Raw genomic sequence first — 20,894 nt, forward strand, 5'->3', positions numbered from 1 at the left:
GGTGAAATAGGATGAAAAAATGGATTATAACAACATTAGTACTTTTAATCATTATCATGGCTTCTATGACAGGGGTTTATCTAAAGTTGATTCCAACTTTAAAAGAATATGGAAAAATGGAAGTAGAAAGATTTAATCAATTGATTATCTCGCATTGTTATTTTACAAGTGATTCTCAGTATAAGAATTTGGTCATTATAGAGCGAGGCGAAGATAATGAAATAGAACTGCTTGATTTTGATATGGTTAAAGTTAATGAATTAGCAACAGCTATAGTGATGGATATTGAACAAACATATGCAGCTTTAGAAGAAGGCACATATCTGGCAAGTGATGATAGCTATTATCAAAGAAGGCTTCAAGCTGTTAGTCGTAGTGGTATTATTTCACAGATCCCAATAGCAACATTATTAAATCTACCAGCCTTTTCATTTCTTTCACCATCTATCCCTGTGCGCTATAAGCATTTATCCAGTGTTGGAAGTTCCATTATCAAAAATATTGAAAATTATGGGGTTAATCATGTCATGGTTGAATTATCTATTGAAGTTAAAATGGATTTAACGATGATATACCCATTCTTTTTACAATATCATACGCATTCCATAAAAATTCCTGTTTTATTAGAAATATTCCAAGGACAAGTTCCTCTCGTTTATTCACATTAGAAAGAAGAATGTTTATGTCTCATATTTTAAAGATGTATTATGGCATTAATGTCTCTATTGAAGAGACAGGTTATTTTCGTTATCAAGGTGAATTGTATTATTTTTGTTATATTTATGATATCGCAAGCTTTATGACTGTCTATCGTTATTATCGTTATATGATGCATCAATGTGGCACTCAAGGTTTTACATTGGTGAAGAATCATAATCAGGATATTGTTTCACAAAATTATATTCTTTTGATATATCATACAAGTCCTTTTGATTTTTCTAATTATCTACAAAACTGCTTACAGCCATTTCCTATCCCTAAGATGAAAGTCATTGATATTAAAGAACAATGGATTCATAAGATTGATTGTGTAAGAGAGAAAGTGAAAGATTATGCATATAGTTTTAAACATGATCAAGATACAATTTCTTTGATTTACTATTATTGTGGTATTGGAGAAAATAGTATTAATGTCTTAAATGAAATTTTAAGAATTGACCAAAATGCAGCACTCTCTATGTCACTTTCTTTATCACACCCTATTCAAAACTATGTTCATGAAATTGTTAATCCCTGTTATTATACAGTTTCAACCAGAGCACGTCAGATTGTCTGTCTACTCAGGAGCCAATTGTTGACATATGAAAATATTTCAGAACTGTTAGAGAGTCAGTATTATGATGTTTATGAAATTATTTATTTATATGCAAGAATTTTATATCCGTCTCATTTCTTTGATCTGATATTAAATGATAAAGTGACTCCAGAAATGATTCAAAATTTTTATTTTCATCTTCATGAAGAAAGACTCATGTATCAGGAAATGTTAAGAATTTTATCGTTTTATGTGACACTTCCCAAAATAAGTTGGATAAATGACGAAAATATGGTATAATGATAAGTAATTAGTTGAAAGGGAAGTATGTATGGATTTTGTAAGTAATATTAAAAATAATGAAAGAATTAGAGAATCTTTAATTGGATTGAAAACTTTATCTGATGAAGAGTTGCTTTTGAAAAGTGATCACGAACTCAAAGAAAAATTAATTGCTTTATTGAATCATGAGGATCCAAAAGTACGTAAAAACAGTGCTATTTTATTGGGTCATTATGATAATACTATAGATATTTTATTAAATGCTTATCAACAGGAAAAAACAGAATATGTCAAAGATGCTTATTTAAAAGGGATAAGTATGCAGGATTGTCATCATTATCTTGATGATTTAAAGGATATTCAAAAACAATTATTGAATTTTGAGGATACAGAAGTCAAACATATTCAGGCACAATTAAAAATACTGAATCCTTTAATTTTGAAAAATCAAGTGCATAAGAAGAAAATCATTAAATTAAAACATGAACCAGTTGATGTTATTCTTACCTCTCTTCCTTATTATCAGTTTGTTTTATTTGAATCTGTTTTGCATTTGAAATATAAACCTGTTACACAAGGTGTGCTTGTTCGAACAGATTCTATTTATGATTTATTAAATATCAGAACTTATAAGGAAATACTTATTCCATTACGTAGGGCAACCAAAATGAGTATTTCATTAGAGAGTATGAGTGAGGGATTAAAAAATTGTAATATCTGTGAAATTCTTGATATTCTTTATGATGATCAGTCATTGTTTTATTTCCGAGTTGTTGATTCATTAAGGCATAAGGATCCTGGTTTAATTAAAAAGGTATCAGAACAGATTTTCCAGATGTATCCACATAAATTATTAAATACTACAGAAAATTATGATATTGAGATTGTTTTAAAAGAAGTGCGTAAAGATCAAGTCAATGCGTATTTAAAACTGACTCATTTACAAAGTCCACGTTTTCATTATCGAAGAGAAGTCATTGCCACATCTATGCAGCCATATGTAGCTGCTACACTTGTTCAATTAGCAAAACCTTATATGAAAGATGATGGAAAAGTTTTGGATCCTTTTGTAGGAACAGGAACTTTATTGATTGAAAAAAACTTTGTGAAGCCATCTAAATTCTCAATGGGGATTGATATTTATGGTGATGGTATTGAAGCAGCGAGAAAAAATACCAAATTAGCAGGACAAACTATTTATTATGTGCATAAAGATGCATTGCGTTTTGTCAATAATGAAATGTTTGATGAAATTATTACAGATATGCCTACTTTTGCACAAATGAATGATGAAATTCAATTGCGAGATGTCTATGATCGTTTTTTTGACAGAATTAAACGTCTTGTCAAGCCTGGTGGATATGTTTTCTTGTATACAAGTGAAATTTCTTTAGTGAGAAAGAATTTAAGATTACAAGAAGGTTATCTTAATCTAATAGAACATTATGAAATACCAAGAGGTAAAAATATGTTTTATTTCTTTATTATGAAAGTCAAATAACCTACACATGTAGGTTATTTTTAGCTCAATGTACTATGTTTATATGATAAGATGTTCAGATGAAAGTTTGTATACAGGAATAACAACCAATTTAAAAAGAAGATTACAAGAACATCTTAATCAAAGTCCAAAAGCTGCAAAATATACAAGAAGTCATCCGATTAAGCAACTAGAAGCATTTTGGGTATGCAACAATCGTAAACAAGCTTCACAATTAGAATACTGGCTAAAAAAGTTGTCTAAAAAACAAAAAGAAATGATTATTGAAAACAATATTAACCTAAAAAAATATTTGAATAAACAATTGAGAATTGAAGATTATTGTCGAGATATATATGCATTTGATAATGATTATGATAATATGAGAATAGGAGATGAGAAAGATGACGATAAAAGAAGTAAGTGAAAAATTTCATATGACAGCAGATACACTCCGTTACTATGAAAAAATTGGCTTAATAGATCCAGTCAAACGGAATGCGAGTGGAGTCAGGGATTATCAGGAAGCAGATTTGAAAAGAATTGAATTTTTACGTTGTATGCGATTGTCTGGGCTAAGTATTGGTATGTTAACAAAATATTTAGAATTATCTGATCAGGGGGATGAAACGATAGGACAACGTAAAGAAATTCTACTTCAGCAGCGTGCTGAAATTTTAGCAAAGATGCAGGAACTGCAAGATACACTTGATCATTTAAATCATAAAATTGATACATATGATGAAAAAATTGGAAAAAAGATATCATAAATAGGGGGCTCTTATCAATAGATAAGAGTTTTTGTTTCTGCTTAAATAGATACTTTAAAATAATATGAAAAAAGATAGTTCTTGACATGGAGTTAACTCTAAGTGCTATGATAATGACATATAGGAGATGAATAGATATGAATGAAGTCAGGTTAGGAAGAACTGGTATTGTTGTGAATAAGAATGGTTTTGGGGCTTTACCAGTCCAGCGTGTTTCAATGGAAGAAGCAGATATTATTTTAAAAAAAGCCTATGCACATGGTATTCGCTTTTTTGATTCTGCAAGAGCATATAGCGATAGTGAAGAAAAGATTGGTCATGCATTGAGTGATGTTAGGGAGAATATTTATATTTCAACAAAGACAATGGCAACGACTGTTGAAGATTTTTGGAAAGATCTTGATATGAGTTTAAAAATGCTGAAAACGGATTATATTGATATTTATCAGTTCCATAATCCCTCTTTTTGTCCAAAACCTAATGATGGAACAGGTTTGTATGAAGCCATGTTAGATGCTAAACAACAAGGGAAGATTCATTTTATTGGGATTACCAATCATGGAATCAATGTTGCAAAAGAAGCATTAGAGTCAGGACTCTATGATACTTTGCAGTTCCCATTTAGTTACTTGGCAAGTGAAAAGGAAGAAGCATTGGTTCGCTTATGCGAGGAAAAGGATATTGGTTTTATTTGTATGAAAGCTTTATCAGGAGGATTGATTTCACGTAGTGATGCAGCTTATGCATATATCAATGAATATGCGAATGCATTGCCTATTTGGGGAATTCAAAAAGAAAGTGAATTGGATGAATTTATTAGCTATCAGGATCAACCACCTGTAATGAATGATGAAATCAAGGCTATTATTGCACATGACCAAAAAGAGTTGGCAGGTCATTTCTGTCGTGGCTGTGGTTATTGTATGCCTTGTCCTCAAGGGATTATTATTAATCAATGTGCACGTATGTCTTTAATGTTAAGAAGAGCACCAGCAGCCGGATGGTTATCTGAAAAATGGCAGGCTGAAATGAAAAAGATAGAAAATTGTATACATTGTGGTCAATGTATGCGACATTGTCCATATGAATTGAATACACCAGAATTATTACAAAAAAATTATGAAGATTATCAAACATTTTTAAAATAGGAGAAAAAAATGAAATATAGAAAATTAGGTCGAAGCAACATAGAAGTGAGTGAAGTTTCTATTGGTTGTGAAGGATTGATGGAAAAAAGTGATGAAGAGGTTAAACGTTTTGTTGATGAGGCTCATCAGCTAGGAGTCAATTTTATTGATTTTTATTCTTCTAATCCCACTGCAAGAAGTGCTTTTGGAAAAGCAATCAAAGGACAACGTAAGGATTGGATTATTGAAGGACATTTATGTTCAGTATGGAAAAATGATCAGTATTTACGTACTCGTAAAATGAGTGAAGTCAAGGCTGGATTTGAGGATTTATTGACACGTTTACAAACTGATTATATTGATATAGGGATGATTCATTATGTTGATGGTGAAAAAGATTTTCAAGAGGTTTTTCAAGGTGAAGTGATAGCCTATGCACAAGAATTAAAAAAACAGGGAAAAATTCATTTCATTGGACTCAGTTCACATAATCCAGTGATTGCGATGAAAGCTATTCAAACAGGTTTGATTGATGTTTTGTTGTTTTCTATTAATCCTTGTTATGACATGCAGCCAGCAAGTGAAAATGTAGATGATTTATGGGCTGATGAAAATTATGAAAAACCATTAACCAATATTGATCCAGATCGTCAGGCCCTTTATGAACTCTGTGAAAAAGATAATATTGCTATTACTGTTATGAAAGCATTTGGTGGTGGTGATTTGTTGGATGCTAATCTTTCACCATTTGGGGTTGCGATGACGCCACAACAGTGTATTCATTATTGTTTAACGCGTCCAGGAGTTGTTTCAGTTATGGCTGGAGCACATAATATTGCCGAATTAAAGGCTTCTGTGAGTTATTGTACAGCGTCTCCTCAAGAAAGGGATTATGCTCCTGTTTTATCTTGTATACCAAAACATAGCTTTATTGGTAATTGTGTCTATTGTGGACATTGTGCACCTTGTGTAAAAGGTATTGATGTTGCAAGTGTTAATAAATTTACTGATTTATGTATTGCTCAAAAGAGCGTCCCAGAAACAGTGAGAGAACATTATGAGGCATTATCACATCATGCCAGTGAGTGTATTGAATGTGGTATGTGTATGCGTAATTGTCCTTTTCAGGTAGAGATTATTTCTAAACTTAAAAAAGCAGTTGAAATATTTGGAAAATAAGATAGAATATTGACAAAAGCAAGATAATATTCTTGCTTTTGATGGTTATAATTCAAAATGATGCTGATAGATAAGAAACAATCAGAGAAGGTGAATGGAATGAAAATTAATGAAGTGAGTTTGCAGTTCAAGATTAGCCAAGATACCTTACGCTATTATGAAAAAATCGGATTATTGGGTCCCATACTTAAAGATAAATGTGGCAATCGAGATTATCGGGATAAGGACATTCAACGCTTGAAGTTTCTCAAATGCATGCGTGAGGCAGGATTAAGTATTCATGTTTTACAAGAATATATTGCCTTATATAATCAAGGTGATAAAACAAGAGAAGAAAGAAGAAATCTTTTAATTTCACAAAGAGATCATTTTATTGAGAAAAAAGCATGTATACAAAAGTCTATTGAACAATTAAATCATAAAATTGAAAATGATGAAGAATTATTAAATAAACATATTTAAGGAGGCTATATGAAAACAAGAAAGATAACATTTGGTGCAATGTGCCTAGCTATATCATTGCTTTTACCACAAGTTTTTCACCTGATTGGTATGCAGCAGGCAGGCTCAATATTTTTACCAATGCATATTCCTATTTTTATTGGAGGAATGTTGTTAGGACCTATTTATGGGTTATTTTTAGGTATCTTCGCACCTTTAACAAGTTTTGTAGTAACAGGTATGCCAACAGCACAAAGAGTTCTTTTTATGATGTGTGAATTGGCAACATATGGAATGATAAGTGGTTTATTATTCCATCAATTTCATTTTTCTAAAAAAAGATGGGGGTCACTGTTAGCTTTATTAATAGCGATGTTAGCTGGAAGAGTTGTCTATGGTATTGTTATTGCAATAGCAACTTATTTATTTCAAATGCCACTTGGCGGAATTGAGGCTGTTATAATGGCTACAATGACAGGTGTTCCTGGAATGATTCTCCAATTTATTTTTGTACCATTGATTGTGACAATGATTGATAAAGGAGGATATTTTCATGAACCTGAAAGAATTGCAAAAAAAGCTTAAATCAGAAGATTACACATTAATTGCAGATAGGAATGGGGAACTTTATGTTTCTTATCAGCGTGGGATTGCGCCAATACTTAATCCAATGAAAGAACAGCAGAATTTCTTTAAAGATGCAATAGTGGTTGATAAAGTAATCGGAAAAGCAACAGCCATGTTATTAGTTTTATCAGAAGTGAGATATATTTATGCGTATATATTAAGTCAAAAAGCAAAAGATATTTTAGATCAATATCATATTGATTATGATTATGAAAAAATAGTTGATTATATTGAAAATAGAGACCATACAGGAATGTGTCCAATGGAAATGACTGTTGCCCAGTTATCAGATCTTCATGAGGCCTTTATTGCTTTAGTTGCTAAACAACAAGCTTTATTCAATCAGTAAAGGAGAAGTCTATGTTTCATTTCAAAACAGATTTATTGAAAGATCATATCTTAAAGTCATTACTTATTTTTGCTATACCAATATTAATTTCAAATATTTTTCAACAACTTTATAATACAATGGATACAATGATTGTTGGTAATGTGTTAGGTGATACATCTTTAGCAGCAATTGGAGCCTGCGCTGCTGTGTATGAGCTGCTTATAGGTTTTGCATTAGGTGTTGGGAATGGTTTATCTATTGTCACTGCCAGAAGTTATGGTGCACATGATGAAGATTTATTAAAAAAATCTGTCGCAGGTTCACTGGTTATTGGAGTGATATTAACACTGATGATTATGTTGATATCATTTGTGTTTTTATATCCGTTATTAGAACTGTTAAAGACACCAGTTGAAATTATAGATGAATCTTATTCTTATATTATCATTATTACAATGTTTGTTGGGGTTATGTTTGCTTATAATCTTTGTGCAGGATTATTAAGAGCAATTGGTAATAGTGTTATGCCATTAGTTTTTTTAATTATATCATCTCTCATTAATATTATATTAGATTTATTATTTATTACTCGTTATCAAATGGGAATTCAAGGTGCAGCAGTTGCAACTGTTATTGCACAAGGAATTTCATCATTATTATGTATCTTTTATATTTATAAAAAATGTCCAATTTTGATTCCTAAACGTCAGCATTTCCAAATTGATATAGCACTCTATAAAGAATTGGCAGGTCAAGGTTTTTCAATGGGCTTTATGATGTGTATTGTTTCTGCTGGAACAGTTATACTCCAAAGTTCAATTAATAAATTAGGCTATTTGGTTATTGCTGGACATACAACTGCCCGTAAATTAAATTCTTTTTGTATGATGCCTTCTGGAACAATTGGTTTAGCATTAGCAACATTTGTATCACAAAATAAAGGTGCAAATCAGATTTCACGTATACGTGAAGGTGTTAAATATGGACATTTGATTGCGATTGGATGGGGTGTCATTATTACTGTGATTTTGTGGTTTGCAGCCCCATTCTTAGTGAAGTTATTATCTGGTTCTAGTGAACCAACCGTTATTGATAATGGAACATTGTATTTGAGAATCAATGCGCCGTTCTATGCAGTTTTAGGTATTTTACTGAATTTAAGAAATTCACTTCAAGGATTAGGAATGAAGATTATTCCTTTGGTATCGAGTGTTATTGAATGTTTTGGAAAGATTATATTTGTCATTTTATTTATTCCGATATTAGGATATTTGGGTGTTATTATATGTGAGCCAGTGATTTGGTGTTGCATGACTTTACAATTGGCATGGTCATTTTATCATAATCCTTATATAAAATCTGATGATCCTCAATAAATAATAAGACAAGGAGGAAAAAAATGAATCGATTATTTTTTGTTTTACCCCTGTTCCTTATATTTCCATTAGGTTTTTATTTCTATTTTTTCTTTAAACATATATTACTTTTCTTTATAACTGATTTATCACTATGGATAAAAGTTATACTTGTGATTGTTACTATTTTATTTGTCACTCCAGCAACCCATATTTTTGGATTTTGGGCGGTGATTGTTTTACATCTCTTTGCATTTGGACTCATGACTGATTTTGTTGTATGGGCATGTGGAAAATATATTGTTCATCAAAAGATCTTAATGGCTATTTATCAGTTAGGATTGATTCCTTTATTATGTTTATTTATTGTTTTAGGATACGGTTATTGGAATATGAAGAATGTTCATCAGGTTGATTATACTGTGACAACACATAAAAACATAAAACAAGATTATCGTTTGGCACTCATCACTGATCTTCATTTTGGTAATACTATGAATAAAAAAGAACTTCAGGAGTATTGTCAAAAAATATCTGATTTAAAACCTGATATTGTTTTATTGGGTGGTGATATTGTTGATGAGCGCTCAACTTATCAGGAAATGTTAGATGCTTTTTCTTGTCTTAGTCAGATCGATAATCAATTTGGCATCTATTATGTTTATGGTAATCATGATCAGGCACGATATTTAGACCAACCACCTTTTTCTTTAGAACAACTTCAACAGGCAATTGAAGATAATGATATTCAAATTCTTTTAGATACATCGTTGCGAATTCAAGATGATTTGACAATTGTTGGAAGAAATGATCGTGGATTAGGACAAAGACAGAGTTCTCAAATACTTTTAAGTGATGTTCATCATGATGATTTTGTAGTGATGCTTGATCATCAGCCAGTTGATTTAAAAATTAATGATCAATTGAAATGTGCTCTTCAGTTATCTGGACATACTCATGGTGGTCAAATGTTTCCAGTTGGATTGATAAGTGATATTTTAGGATTTGGTGAAATGAACTATGGTTATCGTCAAATGGATTATATGCAAGTCATTGTTTCATCTGGTATTGCTGGATGGGGTTATCCATTACGAACAGGGTCACATTCTGAATATGTGATTGTTGATGTGGTTAAACAATAAATTCATAGAGTCCTAACAAAAGAATCATAAGACTTGATAATAATGGAGCAAATGATTGAATTTTATTTAATAACAATGATTGTCTTAAGGCTTGAGATATTGCGATAAAAAATAATGAAATAAAAAAGGTAAGTAAACATGTTGATGCATAAGGAAGGCCTGTTATACTTGCGCCTAGACTTAAACCAATGTTATTAATAGAAAGAGTCATACCTAATAAACCAGTTTCTTTCCAAGATAGATTATGAGTTTTGATTATGAATAATGATTCAGAACTATTTGGTTTTTGAAATAACATAATCATTCCTATCAGGATCATAAACAGAGCACCGATATGATTAGCTGTATCTACAGAAATAAAAGAGAGAATATAATGTCCTAATTTCATAGATAAAAATGTTCCTAGGGTTGTTAACAATGCAATGAATAGATTTTGATAAAAAGATATACGAATATTTTTCATACTATAAGATAAACCTAGTAATAAGCAATCAATATTAGCAGAAAAGGTTAAAAAAATAACAGAGAAAAAATGCATAAAGTCACCTCTCTTTATGATATGACAAAAAATAAATTGTGCTATCAATTGCTCTTATATTTTAATAGCATCAGGATAAATATCTTATTACTAAAAAAATAAAGATGCATGTGATATGTATCTTTGTTTTTTGTCTATATAAACTCATTATGAGTTATAATAATGGTATTGTTTATTGATCAGGATTATTTTCCTGTACAGGAGGGGTTGTATTGGATGGAGATTCATCCTGATTGGTATTGTCATTTTCAGGTTGCTCAGTCTTAGGAGAATCACTTTCAGATTGCGCTGGAGTGCTTGATTGAGGCGTTTGTGTTTCTGATTGGTTTTCTTGAATTTGTTGTTTAAGATCATTAATTTCATTTTGTTGTTTTGTATAATAATCATATGCAATGTATCCACCTACACAGATTCCAATCATTATAAAAAGACTGATTATCAATAAAAGAAGAGTTGAAAACCAAGAACGTTTTTTCTTTTCTTTCACTATTTTTTGAGGACGTTTTGTTTTGACTTTCTTTTTGACTTTTTTCTTAATTTTTGTTTTCGTCTTTGTTTTTTGACGTTGTTTTTGTGGAGATGGACTTGAAATTGTTTCTGGTTGATCAGTTGAAGGTTCTAAATTCTTTTTAGATAAATTTTGTTTATTCATCATTTTTGATTTTTGTTGTTTAATAGTTTCTTCTTTTGCATTTTTAATAGATTCATACTGTTCTATTTGAGATTGAGTATAATCTCTTTGAATGGTTTCTTCATTGTCATCATCAAATGTAAATCTTTTTTGACTCATATATATCACCCTTTTTTATTATTCCACGTTTTTGTGTCTTGAGTATGAAATAATTATTTTCATATGACTATTGATTATTTGTTATATTAGTATTAGAATATACTTAGTAATACTAAATAGAAATGAAGTGAAAAAATGAATGTGAAATATGAACGGCAATTGAAAAAAGGGGTTTTAGAGATTTTGGTATTGCAGCTGCTATCTCAAAAAAGAATGTATGGATATCAGCTGATTGTAGAGATGAAAGAAAAGAGTCAAGGTTTGTTTGAAATGAAAGAAGGAACACTTTATCCTATTCTTTATCGTTTAGAAGATGATGAACTTGTAAAAAGTGAATGGAGTGAACCTAAAGATAAGGAAGTCTCTAGAAAATACTATGTTATTACAAAGCAGGGAAATGAAGTGTTAAAAGAATTGAAATTATTGTGGGGAAATTTTTCAAAAACAGTAAATGATATGTTAGGGGATGATTGTTATGAATAAAGAGAAGTATATAAAGATAGTCATGAAAAATTTAGGATGCTCAAAACAGCAGAAACTGAAAATTAAAGCTGATTTAGAAAGTGATTTTGAAACAGCTCTTAAGATGGGAGAATCTTTAGAGGATATTATGCATAGAATGGGTGAACCTCAGGAACTTGCTTGGGAATTCAATGATAATCTTGGTGTGACTAAAAAGAAATCACATAAAAAACTTATTTTAAGTGTATTCATAGGTGTAGTATGTGTATTGATTGCTGGCTTTTTCTATATACGTTCACAAATTCCTAAGACCAATCCAATTGGGACATCTGGAATATTTCAAGAAAGTCAATTAGAAGAGTGGAGTATTCAAACAATTCAAAAGATGGATGACTATCAATACATCTATGATATGTCTGTTCCTCAAATGAAAAAAGCATTAACCAAAGAAAAATGGCAAGATGCATTAAATCAATTAGGTGAATTAGGCTCTTTTAAAATAATAACTAGCCAATATTATGCAGAAGTTTCACAAAACAAAGAAATCCTGGCTGTTGGTGAAGTTGTTGCGTTATATGATAAGAGAAGTGTAACGTATACATTGACTTTTGATAAAACGGGTCATATAGCAGGTGTTTATATGAAATAATGATTGAATGAAAGGAAAATCAATATGTTAGTATGGGGATTATGTGGTTTATTTGCTGTTATGTCAATTCTCTTTTTGTTAGGAAAAGGAAGCTTTTTAATTGCTGGATATAATAGCGCGAGTGCGAGTGAAAAAGCAAAATATAATGAAAAGAAATTATGTCGTGTAATGGGCATAGGAATGGGGTTTATTGCATTAGGAATGCTTGCTGTTGCTTTGAATGAAGATAAGGGAATTTTGTTTATGATGATAGGGCTGCTTAGTGGGATTCTTATTATGACATTTGCGACGAACTTTTGCTATAGTGAAGATTATATCGTTGAAATGAGTCAGCAATCTCATCATGCTTGGTATAAAAGAAAAGAAACATGGGGTTCAATGATAGGAATTGTCGTTGTTATTGTTGTTGGCATACTTATGTTTGTTGGAGATATTCATATTGATTATCAAGAACAAATGATTCAAATAGGAGCGACAATGACAAAATCAATGGATATTGAATATCAAGATATCAAATCAGTTGAATATGTTGATAAACTAGATACGGGTCAAAGAACATTTGGAATTGGCAATGCTGTTATTGAAGCAGGTAAGTTTAAAAATAGTCAATTTGGTTCATATCGTCTTTATGCATATAAACAATGTCACACATATGTAGTTATCCATGTGAATGAAACGATTGTTGTTGTTAATCAAAAAACAGTAAATGAAACAAAAAAGATTTATGATCAAATTCACTCATATATAGAAAAAAGCAATATAACTTCTTAATAGTTACATTGCTTTTTTTGAATAGATTATATTATTTATTCCATAGGAAAGAGAAAAGTTTTGAAAAACTATCACAATTAAAATAACGTTCACTCTGTATCCAAGATGGATAAGTGTTATAGTTGTGAGTTAAACAATAGTAATGATAAGTTCCATTCATAATATGACCTCCCTTTGTTTGATTGTTCCCTTTTTAATACAATTCCATTATATAACATATATTTCAGAATAAAATGGTCTATCAATATAAAGATAAAAGCTTTTTTTGTGCTCAATGCACAAAAAGTGTTATAATAAAGAAAAGAGAGGATGATAAAACGTGGGATTTACAATTGAAGATGCTTTAGCTCAAACTGAAAACCAGTATCATTTAAAACTATTGGCAGGACAATTAGGTTGTGCTAATGCCATTAGCTGGGTTCATTTGATTGAAGATACGACCATTATAAGACAATTGTGGGGAAAAGAATTAGCAGTGACAACAGGTTTGGGTTTTCAAGATGATGGGGCATTGCTTAATTTGGTACAAAAATTAATTCAATATCATAGTGTAGGATTAATTATTAATGTTGGGAAATATATTTTTGATATTCCAACTGATGTTATTGATTATTGTAATGAACATGATTTTCCATTATTAACAACACCATGGAAAGTTCATTTGGCTGATTTAATTAAGGATTTTAGTATGAGATGTCTATATTCAGAGAAAGAAGATAGACAGATATCAAAGTATTTTAAAAATGTTTTCATGAATCCGCTATTGATTGAAGATTCAAGAGCAGGTTTAACAACTGCTTTTGATGTTGATGGAACATTTCAGGTATTACTTGTTCATATTGAAAATTCAGATCAATGGGATACAATTGAGAGAAGAAGAATGTTATTTCAGATAGAACTCTATTTTGAAAAAATAGACTGTGCTTATAGCTTCTTTTGGTATGATGGTTATTTTGTATTGATTGTCAATAATCTGGATGAAAATGAATTTGATAAAACGATAAGAAATATGTATGAGCGTGCTCAAAAAAGAATGAATAAATATTTTATTCATGTTGGAGTTGGAACACCACTTAAAGATTTTAGAAATGTCATATTGGCTTATAAACGCGCTTTAAGTGCTGTTCGTTTGGCAACTCAGTTTCATCAACCAATTTTATATTTCCGTGATATGGGTATCTATCAAATCATCTGTTCCATTGAAGACCAAGAGATTTTATATGATATGTATCATCGTCTCCTTGATCCTTTGATTCAATATGATCAAAAACATCATGGAGAATTAGAGAAAACACTTTATTATTATTTGGAGTATAATGGAAGTCCACAGGCAATGGCTAAACATCTTTATACACACCGTAATACTATTAATTATCGTTTGAATAAAATTAAAGAACTTTTGCATAATCAATTATCTTCTTATGAAGATTTATTTCCATACATGATGGCTTTTTATATTAAGAAAATGGGAATGATGAAATAATATTCATAACACATACAAAAAGTGATATGATATATATAAGAACAATAGTGAAAGGAATATACCTCCTTTAGCGAGTCGTTAAAGGTCAAGAAGAATTATGATATGGAATTGTTATATTTCAATGGACTTAACTACACTAACATGTAGACGCTAACGCTTCGGCCCATTTCCATATAACAATATCGTAAGTATTGTTCTTATAAATGGAGGGAAATAAAAATGTGGAAATATATGGATCAGAATCAATCTCAAGAATTTTTATTATCCCTTCATTTGCTGCATAATCAATTATCCGATAAAGAGAAAGTAAAAATGCTTTATTCCATCAGTAATTCAATAGAAGAAAATTATAATATAATTAAAATAAAAAAGAGAAATGGATCATTAAGAACTATTTATCAACCACATACGAATTTGAAATTAATTCAAAGACAGATTTTAAAAACTATTCTTAATAATAGAAGTGTTTCTACTTATGCAAAAGCATATCATAAAAATATTGGATTAAAAGATAATGCATATCCACATGTTCATCAAAAAAGAATCCTTAAATTAGATATTAAAGATTTTTTTGAACATATTCAATTTATAGATGTTTATAATGCATGTTTTTCATTAGCATACTTTCCTCAATCTATTGGTCATTTATTAACACAACTGTGTACTTATCATGGATATTTGCCACAAGGGGCACCTACATCTGCTTATATATCTAATTTGGTAATGAAAGAATTTGATGAACAGATAGGTGAATGGTGTGAAAACAAGCATATTTGTTATACAAGATATTCTGATGATATGACATTCTCAGGTGATTTCAATCCCCGTGAAGTGATTCAAAGAGTTAGAAAAGCTCTTTACCCTCTAGGACTTGAAATAAACAATCAGAAGATTCATGTTATTGGGAATGGACAGCAACAAAATGTGACAGGGCTAGTTGTGAATCAAAAAGTTCAAACATCAAGTCGTTATCGAAAAAAAGTAAGACAAGCGATTTATTATATGAAAAAATATGGACTGGAATCACATTTATCCGCTATTCAATATCAGCAATCACCACAAAATTATTTACATCATCTTTATGGACAAGTCCAATATATTCTACAAATCAATCCACTTGATCAAGAATTTCAATCCTATCAAGAATACTTAAAAAAGATAAAATAAAAACTCACACATTGTGTGAGTTATTTGTTTATTGGAGCGGGTGATGGGAATCGAACCCACGTAGTCAGCTTGGAAGGCTGAAGTTCTACCATTGAACTACACCCGCATATACAGAGCATCTCAACTACTGCTTGTATATAATACCATTATAAACAAAATTATGCAAGAGTTTTTACATATTTTTTAAAAATATTTATCTAAATATTCTTCTAAACAAATCCCTTCCTGCATTATTGTTTTAGCATGTTCTTTACCAACATAACGATAATGCCAAGGTTCATATCCAACCTTAGTGATTTGATTTTTATCATTAGGATATCGTAAGATAAAACCATATTTATAACAATTTTCAATAAGCCATTGCTGCTCAGCAGTTTTTTCTTGGCTTTCATCTAATAGTTGATGACTTGTTGCGACAATATCAACTGCTAATCCCATTTGATGTTCACTAGTACCAGGTCTTGCCACCCAAAAAGAGGCTTTTTCTTCTGCTTCTTCCTGACTAGAAGATTGTTTCTGATAGCTCATAACTTCATTATTAAAAAGTTTTTGTTGTTTAGCTTGAGTACGATATGATGAACAGATGAAAGGACTGAGACCCTGTGCTCTTGCATCATCCATCATTTGTTGAAGATCTGGATATGCACGTTTATCTATAGATTGTCCATTGTTGAGTTGAACTAAATCCACTTGCCAGTTATCTGGAATTTGATTCTGATAATTGACGAGTGTTAACAATTCATCTTTTTTGGGCTTAGGCAGTTGCGTTTGCTGAGTTGTTTGATTGTTGGCAGGTACAGTTGATTTGTTTTGGTTTGTCATATATAGGAAAATTATAAAACAGAAAATAAGTATTCCGATACTTGTTAATAATAAAACACACCATTTTTTGAGTTTGTATTTCATCTTTGTCTCTCCTTTGTCTTTTTTCTTTATAATATCTTATAAAAAGGAGACATCAGAGTTACAAAGTTTTCGCATCATCTTTGCATCATTAATTGTTTTTTAAACTTTTAATACCTATATGAAAATTGTTTTCATTTGAAATTGTGTAATAATATTTTTGAATATCTTCTTTAGAGATATGCAAGTATTCAAGTCCAAATAGGAAATCACTTTCTTGACTTGGAACAATAAAAGATTCATCTGTATAAAATAAATATTGATAGATAGTTTGTGTTTGTGCATCTATCCAAATGTCAATAAAACTTGTTTTGCTAGAATAAGTGATAATATCAATGGTAACAGATTTCTTTGGATCAGTTGGATGACTGAAAACTCTTGTTATATAACTATAAGAATTAAAGTCGTTTTGAAAATCAATGTTTGGAATGATATTGAGTTTTTGTAGTTTGCTAATCTCAGCTTGAACATGTGATGTGATATTTTGCATATGAGCATTAAGTTTTGTTTCTTTTTGACTCACAAGAATAATATTGTCTTCATTTTCTCCATAAAAAGAGGATAATAATTTGATTTTTTGGGAAGTGTTTAATCGGCTTGTTTGATAAGTTTGCGTTGAAGTTTCATTTATATCTTCTATACCAATTGATGATAGTATTTTTTCATCATCCCATTTTGAAAGTGCGAAAGGGGTGAGTGGAATGAGAATAAGTAAACAGATTGGAATGAAAAAATAAAAGATATGTTTATATGTTTTCATTATTTTCACCTTTCTTTAAATGAATAGTTATGATTGTTCCTTGATGAAGAACACTATCAATTGTCATTGTTGCATGATGAATTTGAATGATTTGATCAGTAATAGCTAATCCTAGACCAGCACTTCCTGCATTACGAGAACGAGATTTATCCACCATATAAAAAGCTTCTCTCACTTTATCAAGATGTGTTGCATCAATCCCACACCCATTATCAATGATTTTAATTTCATAGTCCTGAGGTGTCTTTCTTCCAACAATAGAAATCTGCCCATTTTCTGTAACAGCTTTACGGGCATTATCTAAAAGATTTAAAAAAACTGTTTGCATTAAATCAGGTTCAATCCATAAGTTACATTCTTCAATGTTCATAATCAGCTGAATATTTTTTTGATTTGTAATAGGTATAAATGTGTCTTTTATTGTTTCAAAAAAAACTTGGGAAGAAATGGAATGCATTGTAAAGTCTTTTTTCTTTAAAATAATTAAATCCATTAATTTCATTGACATAGATTCTAATCGTTTTCCTTCTTGGACAATAGCGTGTGCGTAGGTAATAACTTGTTCATGAGTGAGTTCTTTGGAACGAATCATATCACCATATCCAATCATAGATGTTAAGGGTGTTTTGAGTTCGTGAGCAAAATTACTGACAAAGATTTCTTGGCGCTCTACTGAATCTTGTAAAGAGGCAATAGAGGCTTTTAAACGCTTAGACATTGTATTAAAGTCTTTTGTAAATTGACCTATTTCATCTTCACTAGATATGGGAATATCTTCGATAAAATCACCATTAGCAATTTCTTTGGTTGCGATTGAAAGTTTATGGAGAGGATTTGTCAGCCATCTAGCAATCCAAAAAATAACGATAGCACTTATACAGGATAAGAGAATGGTATAAGTAAGGAATGTTTGATATTGGTCATTACGCGCTTGAAAAATTGAGGAGATATTATGTGAATTTTGAATGTATATATTCGTGTTACCAAAGTGAAGAGAACTTAATGCATGGAGAGAATATTGATCTTTCTCTTTGAAAATTTTATATGCCCTTTGATGATCATTGATTTTATCTATAAAATTATTTTTATCACTAAAACCTCCATTTTGATAAATAATTTGACCTTGTGTGTCTCTTAAACAAAATGAAAGATTACCACTTAAAGTTTGAATAGTTATTGTTCCAATAGAATTTTGAATAACTTTAATTGCAAGTGAAGGATCAAGAGTATCTGTCATTGGAATATCAAACTCTCTTTGTAAAGAAGAAATATAAATATCATTTTCTTTATAAACACTTTCAATTTCTCGTTCTAATGAAGTATGAAAACTTGATTGGATAAGAAAATAACTGCCAATGCTAAAAACACTAACAGTTATCAACATAATACTGAGATAGAGTTTCCAAAAGAATTTCATGATTCTTCCTCCAGACGATAACCGATTTTATAAACAGGAACGATTTTATCTTCAAGACCTAATTTTTTTCGCATTCTTTGAACATGTAAATCAACTGTGCGACTATCCCCCATATAACTTTCATTCCAAACACTTTCATAGATACGATCTCTAAAAAGCGCAATATTTTTATTCTGGACAAAAAGAATAAGAAGATCATATTCTTTAACAGTGAGATTAATCACTTGGTTATTCTTTTTCACGATTCTTGATAATGTATCAATTGTAACATCATACACACTTAAAAATTGAGAAGTTTTATGAAATCTTCTTAGGACCGCTTCAACTCGAGCTAAAAGTTCAATGATTTCAAAAGGTTTAATAATATAGTCCTCAGCACCCAATTTCAATCCTTTAACACGATCTTTAACATCTGATTTGGCTGTTAAGAAAATGACAGGAATTTCAAAAGGTTTGATATATTCAATGAGTTCATAGCCATCTATAACTGGTAACATAATATCAAGCAGAATTAAATCAAAGCTTTCGTTTTCTATCAAATCTGCTGCTTGTTTGCCATCATATACACATTGACATGCATAACCACTATCAACTAAATTAATTCTTATAAGTTCAGAAATTGTTTTTTCATCTTCAACAACTAATATTTTATTCATAAAGAATTCTCCTTTGTTTCTATTATATATCAAAGTTGCATCATAACTGCATCTTATTTGAAAGCATAAACAAAAAACACACTTACATGAAGTAAATGTGTTAGTAATCATTGGAGCGGGTGATGGGAATCGAACCCACGTAGTCAGCTTGGAAGGCTGAAGTTCTACCATTGAACTACACCCGCAACTCAATTAGACTTCATTAGTCTATCATTTTTTTAAATAAATTTCAATACTTTTTTTACAAATAAATATCAAATTATTGAAACGCAACTGACCTTTGCAACCGATAGTTTCTAAAAAGGAAAGTAGAGTTTGTAGTCAATCATTGATGATTTCTTTATAGTATGGGTGAGGAGGAAAAGAAAATGAAAAAAATATTAGAAGTACGTCATATAGAAAAAAGTTACCATGACAATAAGGCAATTGATGATTTATCTTTTTGTGTTTATGAAGGAGAAATTCTTGGTTTATTAGGTCCAAATGGTGCTGGGAAAAGTACGATGATTGGTATCTTATCAACACTTTTAAAGAGTGATGGAGGAAATATTGATATGTTTGGTTTATCGCTAGCATCAAATATTCAACAAATTAAAAGTCAACTTGGTATTGTACCCCAAGAGATAGCTATATATGAAGATGTATCAGCTTATCGAAATGTTGCCTTCTTTGCATCATTATATGGTGTGAAAAAGAAAGAATTAAAAGAACAGGTTTTAAAAGCATTATCATTTGTTGGTTTGTTAGATAAAAAGGATGAGTTACCAAAAACCTTTAGTGGAGGTATGAAAAGGAGATTGAATATTGCTTGTGCTATCGCTCATCAACCTCAATTGCTGATTTTGGATGAACCTACAGTAGGCATTGATCCACAATCAAGAAATCATATTCTATCTTCATTAAAGATATTGAGAGATCAAGGAACGACTATTATTTATACAACTCATTATATGGAAGAGGTTGAAGAAATTGCCGATCGGATTGTGATTATGGATAAGGGGGTAAAGATTGCAGAAGGGACATTGAAAGAATTGTTGGATATCTATAAAGATACTTTGATATATACTTTCTTTGTTGAAAAGACACAGGAAGATATTGTTGAAAAACTTTTATCTATAAAAGGAGTGCAACAAGTCGAAATACAGAAAAATTCATTAAAAATAACTGTATCAAAAAAATGGGATGTTTTAGATAAAATTATTTTATTTTTTGTAGAAGAGGGATATCATATTCAGAAAATGGAAACAGAAGAGGGAAATTTAGAAATGGTCTTTTTAACATTAACTGGAAAGAAGTTAAGGGATTGATT

24 protein-coding genes and 2 tRNA genes are annotated in these 20,894 nt (G+C 30.5%); 18 read left to right on the top strand and 8 right to left on the bottom strand.

The features are described 5' to 3' along the window. Positions 1–11 precede the first annotated feature (11 nt). From BN1865_RS00095 to BN1865_RS00150, 12 genes are all read left to right on the top strand, one after another. Positions 12–668, top strand: coding sequence for a sporulation protein YunB (locus BN1865_RS00095; RefSeq protein WP_050635243.1), 657 nt, complete (start codon positions 12–14; stop codon positions 666–668). Between the two features lie 14 nt (positions 669–682). Further along, positions 683–1,555, top strand: coding sequence for a hypothetical protein (locus tag BN1865_RS00100; RefSeq protein WP_232780281.1), 873 nt, complete (start codon positions 683–685; stop codon positions 1,553–1,555). A 31-nt stretch (positions 1,556–1,586) separates the two neighbouring features. Next, the gene (locus tag BN1865_RS00105; RefSeq protein ID WP_050635245.1) at positions 1,587–3,038 is read left to right on the top strand and encodes a methyltransferase domain-containing protein; all 1,452 of its coding nucleotides are present in this window, start codon (positions 1,587–1,589) and stop codon (positions 3,036–3,038) included. Positions 3,039–3,066: 28 nt separating this feature from the next. Beyond that, positions 3,067–3,444, top strand: a complete 378-nt coding sequence (locus tag BN1865_RS00110) for a GIY-YIG nuclease family protein (protein WP_050635246.1) — start codon at positions 3,067–3,069, stop codon at positions 3,442–3,444. Next, on the top strand, positions 3,422–3,787 hold the full coding sequence (locus BN1865_RS00115) for a MerR family transcriptional regulator (RefSeq protein ID WP_050635247.1): 366 nt from the start codon (positions 3,422–3,424) through the stop codon (positions 3,785–3,787). The genes BN1865_RS00110 and BN1865_RS00115 overlap by 23 nt, the downstream gene beginning before the upstream one ends. 137 nt (positions 3,788–3,924) lie before the next feature. Further along, entirely contained in the window at positions 3,925–4,935 is a 1,011-nt protein-coding gene (locus BN1865_RS00120; protein ID WP_050635248.1) for an aldo/keto reductase, read from the top strand. A gap of 9 nt (positions 4,936–4,944) precedes the next feature. Then, a complete protein-coding gene (locus BN1865_RS00125; RefSeq protein WP_050635249.1) occupies positions 4,945–6,093 on the top strand; it encodes an aldo/keto reductase in 1,149 nt (382 codons plus the stop codon). A gap of 99 nt (positions 6,094–6,192) precedes the next feature. Further along, positions 6,193–6,555, top strand: a complete 363-nt coding sequence (locus BN1865_RS00130) for a MerR family transcriptional regulator (protein WP_050635250.1) — start codon at positions 6,193–6,195, stop codon at positions 6,553–6,555. Positions 6,556–6,564: 9 nt separating this feature from the next. Then, positions 6,565–7,119: an ECF transporter S component gene (locus tag BN1865_RS00135; RefSeq protein WP_050635251.1), complete on the top strand. Its 555-nt coding sequence runs from the start codon at positions 6,565–6,567 to the stop codon at positions 7,117–7,119. Continuing rightward, positions 7,088–7,510 carry a DUF1893 domain-containing protein gene (locus BN1865_RS00140; protein WP_050635252.1) on the top strand — a complete coding sequence of 141 codons (423 nt, stop codon included), beginning with the start codon at positions 7,088–7,090 and terminating at the stop codon, positions 7,508–7,510. The genes BN1865_RS00135 and BN1865_RS00140 overlap by 32 nt, the downstream gene beginning before the upstream one ends. 11 nt (positions 7,511–7,521) lie before the next feature. Continuing rightward, positions 7,522–8,868, top strand: coding sequence for an MATE family efflux transporter (locus BN1865_RS00145; RefSeq protein ID WP_050635253.1), 1,347 nt, complete (start codon positions 7,522–7,524; stop codon positions 8,866–8,868). Positions 8,869–8,891: 23 nt separating this feature from the next. After that, positions 8,892–9,989, top strand: a complete 1,098-nt coding sequence (locus tag BN1865_RS00150; RefSeq protein ID WP_050635254.1) for a metallophosphoesterase — start codon at positions 8,892–8,894, stop codon at positions 9,987–9,989. Here BN1865_RS00150 and BN1865_RS00155 read toward each other — a convergent pair. Further along, positions 9,979–10,527 (bottom strand): MntP/YtaF family protein, encoded by a 549-nt coding sequence (locus BN1865_RS00155; RefSeq protein ID WP_050635255.1) that lies wholly within the window; start codon positions 10,525–10,527, stop codon positions 9,979–9,981. The two genes, BN1865_RS00150 and BN1865_RS00155, sit on opposite strands and share 11 nt — an antisense overlap. 172 nt (positions 10,528–10,699) lie before the next feature. Continuing rightward, on the bottom strand, positions 10,700–11,317 hold the full coding sequence (locus tag BN1865_RS00160) for a sigma factor regulator N-terminal domain-containing protein (protein ID WP_050635256.1): 618 nt from the start codon (positions 11,315–11,317) through the stop codon (positions 10,700–10,702). Between the two features lie 135 nt (positions 11,318–11,452). On the opposite strand from BN1865_RS00160, the gene BN1865_RS00165 reads away from it, so the two are divergent. The 5 genes from BN1865_RS00165 to BN1865_RS00185 all read left to right on the top strand — a co-directional run bounded on the left by BN1865_RS00165 (position 11,453) and on the right by BN1865_RS00185 (position 15,849). Continuing rightward, positions 11,453–11,800 carry a PadR family transcriptional regulator gene (locus BN1865_RS00165; RefSeq protein WP_050635257.1) on the top strand — a complete coding sequence of 116 codons (348 nt, stop codon included), beginning with the start codon at positions 11,453–11,455 and terminating at the stop codon, positions 11,798–11,800. Further along, positions 11,793–12,428 carry a DUF3887 domain-containing protein gene (locus BN1865_RS00170; RefSeq protein WP_050635258.1) on the top strand — a complete coding sequence of 212 codons (636 nt, stop codon included), beginning with the start codon at positions 11,793–11,795 and terminating at the stop codon, positions 12,426–12,428. Before BN1865_RS00165 ends, BN1865_RS00170 begins: the two co-directional genes overlap by 8 nt. 24 nt (positions 12,429–12,452) lie before the next feature. Beyond that, positions 12,453–13,199, top strand: a complete 747-nt coding sequence (locus tag BN1865_RS18240) for a DUF3784 domain-containing protein (protein ID WP_050635259.1) — start codon at positions 12,453–12,455, stop codon at positions 13,197–13,199. A gap of 319 nt (positions 13,200–13,518) precedes the next feature. After that, positions 13,519–14,682: a PucR family transcriptional regulator gene (locus BN1865_RS00180; RefSeq protein ID WP_050635260.1), complete on the top strand. Its 1,164-nt coding sequence runs from the start codon at positions 13,519–13,521 to the stop codon at positions 14,680–14,682. A gap of 219 nt (positions 14,683–14,901) precedes the next feature. Beyond that, the gene (locus BN1865_RS00185; RefSeq protein ID WP_050635261.1) at positions 14,902–15,849 is read left to right on the top strand and encodes a reverse transcriptase family protein; all 948 of its coding nucleotides are present in this window, start codon (positions 14,902–14,904) and stop codon (positions 15,847–15,849) included. Positions 15,850–15,881: 32 nt separating this feature from the next. On the opposite strand, the gene BN1865_RS00190 is transcribed toward BN1865_RS00185, so the two are convergent. The 6 genes from BN1865_RS00190 to BN1865_RS00215 form a co-directional block, all read right to left on the bottom strand. Then, positions 15,882–15,955: transfer RNA gene (locus BN1865_RS00190), tRNA-Gly, on the bottom strand. Positions 15,956–16,032: 77 nt separating this feature from the next. After that, positions 16,033–16,755, bottom strand: coding sequence for a M15 family metallopeptidase (locus tag BN1865_RS00195; RefSeq protein WP_050635262.1), 723 nt, complete (start codon positions 16,753–16,755; stop codon positions 16,033–16,035). A gap of 88 nt (positions 16,756–16,843) precedes the next feature. Continuing rightward, positions 16,844–17,512, bottom strand: coding sequence for a hypothetical protein (locus BN1865_RS00200; RefSeq protein WP_050635263.1), 669 nt, complete (start codon positions 17,510–17,512; stop codon positions 16,844–16,846). After that, a complete protein-coding gene (locus BN1865_RS00205) occupies positions 17,499–18,929 on the bottom strand; it encodes a sensor histidine kinase (RefSeq protein WP_050635264.1) in 1,431 nt (476 codons plus the stop codon). The genes BN1865_RS00200 and BN1865_RS00205 overlap by 14 nt, the downstream gene beginning before the upstream one ends. Then, the gene (locus BN1865_RS00210) at positions 18,926–19,585 is read right to left on the bottom strand and encodes a response regulator transcription factor (protein ID WP_050635265.1); all 660 of its coding nucleotides are present in this window, start codon (positions 19,583–19,585) and stop codon (positions 18,926–18,928) included. The genes BN1865_RS00205 and BN1865_RS00210 overlap by 4 nt, the downstream gene beginning before the upstream one ends. Positions 19,586–19,696: 111 nt before the next feature. Beyond that, positions 19,697–19,770, bottom strand: a tRNA-Gly gene (locus BN1865_RS00215). Between the two features lie 183 nt (positions 19,771–19,953). Between BN1865_RS00215 and BN1865_RS00220 the strand changes: the two genes are divergently transcribed. Continuing rightward, positions 19,954–20,892, top strand: a complete 939-nt coding sequence (locus BN1865_RS00220; RefSeq protein WP_050635266.1) for an ABC transporter ATP-binding protein — start codon at positions 19,954–19,956, stop codon at positions 20,890–20,892. Positions 20,893–20,894 lie beyond the last annotated feature (2 nt).

This window comes from Candidatus Stoquefichus sp. SB1, from assembly GCF_001244545.1.
Lineage (GTDB): Bacteria > Bacillota_I > Bacilli_A > Erysipelotrichales > Coprobacillaceae > Stoquefichus.

Excerpts from the sequence above, each read along its gene's own strand:
- BN1865_RS18240 (WP_050635259.1), top strand. The coding sequence starts at position 12,453 with ATGTTAGTATGGGGATTATGTGGTTTATTTGCTGTTATGTCAATTCTC.
- BN1865_RS00125 (WP_050635249.1), top strand. The coding sequence starts at position 4,945 with ATGAAATATAGAAAATTAGGTCGAAGCAACATAGAAGTGAGTGAAGTT.
- BN1865_RS00120 (WP_050635248.1), top strand. The coding sequence starts at position 3,925 with ATGAATGAAGTCAGGTTAGGAAGAACTGGTATTGTTGTGAATAAGAAT.
- BN1865_RS00220 (WP_050635266.1), top strand. The coding sequence starts at position 19,954 with ATGAAAAAAATATTAGAAGTACGTCATATAGAAAAAAGTTACCATGAC.
- BN1865_RS00185 (WP_050635261.1), top strand. The coding sequence starts at position 14,902 with ATGTGGAAATATATGGATCAGAATCAATCTCAAGAATTTTTATTATCC.
- BN1865_RS00115 (WP_050635247.1), top strand. The coding sequence starts at position 3,422 with ATGACGATAAAAGAAGTAAGTGAAAAATTTCATATGACAGCAGATACA.
- BN1865_RS00100 (WP_232780281.1), top strand. The coding sequence starts at position 683 with ATGTCTCATATTTTAAAGATGTATTATGGCATTAATGTCTCTATTGAA.
- BN1865_RS00130 (WP_050635250.1), top strand. The coding sequence starts at position 6,193 with ATGAAAATTAATGAAGTGAGTTTGCAGTTCAAGATTAGCCAAGATACC.
- BN1865_RS00110 (WP_050635246.1), top strand. The coding sequence starts at position 3,067 with ATGTACTATGTTTATATGATAAGATGTTCAGATGAAAGTTTGTATACA.
- BN1865_RS00145 (WP_050635253.1), top strand. The coding sequence starts at position 7,522 with ATGTTTCATTTCAAAACAGATTTATTGAAAGATCATATCTTAAAGTCA.
- BN1865_RS00170 (WP_050635258.1), top strand. The coding sequence starts at position 11,793 with ATGAATAAAGAGAAGTATATAAAGATAGTCATGAAAAATTTAGGATGC.
- BN1865_RS00195 (WP_050635262.1), bottom strand. The coding sequence starts at position 16,755 with ATGAAATACAAACTCAAAAAATGGTGTGTTTTATTATTAACAAGTATC.
- BN1865_RS00165 (WP_050635257.1), top strand. The coding sequence starts at position 11,453 with ATGAATGTGAAATATGAACGGCAATTGAAAAAAGGGGTTTTAGAGATT.
- BN1865_RS00095 (WP_050635243.1), top strand. The coding sequence starts at position 12 with ATGAAAAAATGGATTATAACAACATTAGTACTTTTAATCATTATCATG.
- BN1865_RS00155 (WP_050635255.1), bottom strand. The coding sequence starts at position 10,527 with ATGCATTTTTTCTCTGTTATTTTTTTAACCTTTTCTGCTAATATTGAT.
- BN1865_RS00105 (WP_050635245.1), top strand. The coding sequence starts at position 1,587 with ATGGATTTTGTAAGTAATATTAAAAATAATGAAAGAATTAGAGAATCT.
- BN1865_RS00210 (WP_050635265.1), bottom strand. The coding sequence starts at position 19,585 with ATGAATAAAATATTAGTTGTTGAAGATGAAAAAACAATTTCTGAACTT.
- BN1865_RS00140 (WP_050635252.1), top strand. The coding sequence starts at position 7,088 with ATGAACCTGAAAGAATTGCAAAAAAAGCTTAAATCAGAAGATTACACA.
- BN1865_RS00150 (WP_050635254.1), top strand. The coding sequence starts at position 8,892 with ATGAATCGATTATTTTTTGTTTTACCCCTGTTCCTTATATTTCCATTA.
- BN1865_RS00160 (WP_050635256.1), bottom strand. The coding sequence starts at position 11,317 with ATGAGTCAAAAAAGATTTACATTTGATGATGACAATGAAGAAACCATT.
- BN1865_RS00135 (WP_050635251.1), top strand. The coding sequence starts at position 6,565 with ATGAAAACAAGAAAGATAACATTTGGTGCAATGTGCCTAGCTATATCA.
- BN1865_RS00200 (WP_050635263.1), bottom strand. The coding sequence starts at position 17,512 with ATGAAAACATATAAACATATCTTTTATTTTTTCATTCCAATCTGTTTA.
- BN1865_RS00205 (WP_050635264.1), bottom strand. The coding sequence starts at position 18,929 with ATGAAATTCTTTTGGAAACTCTATCTCAGTATTATGTTGATAACTGTT.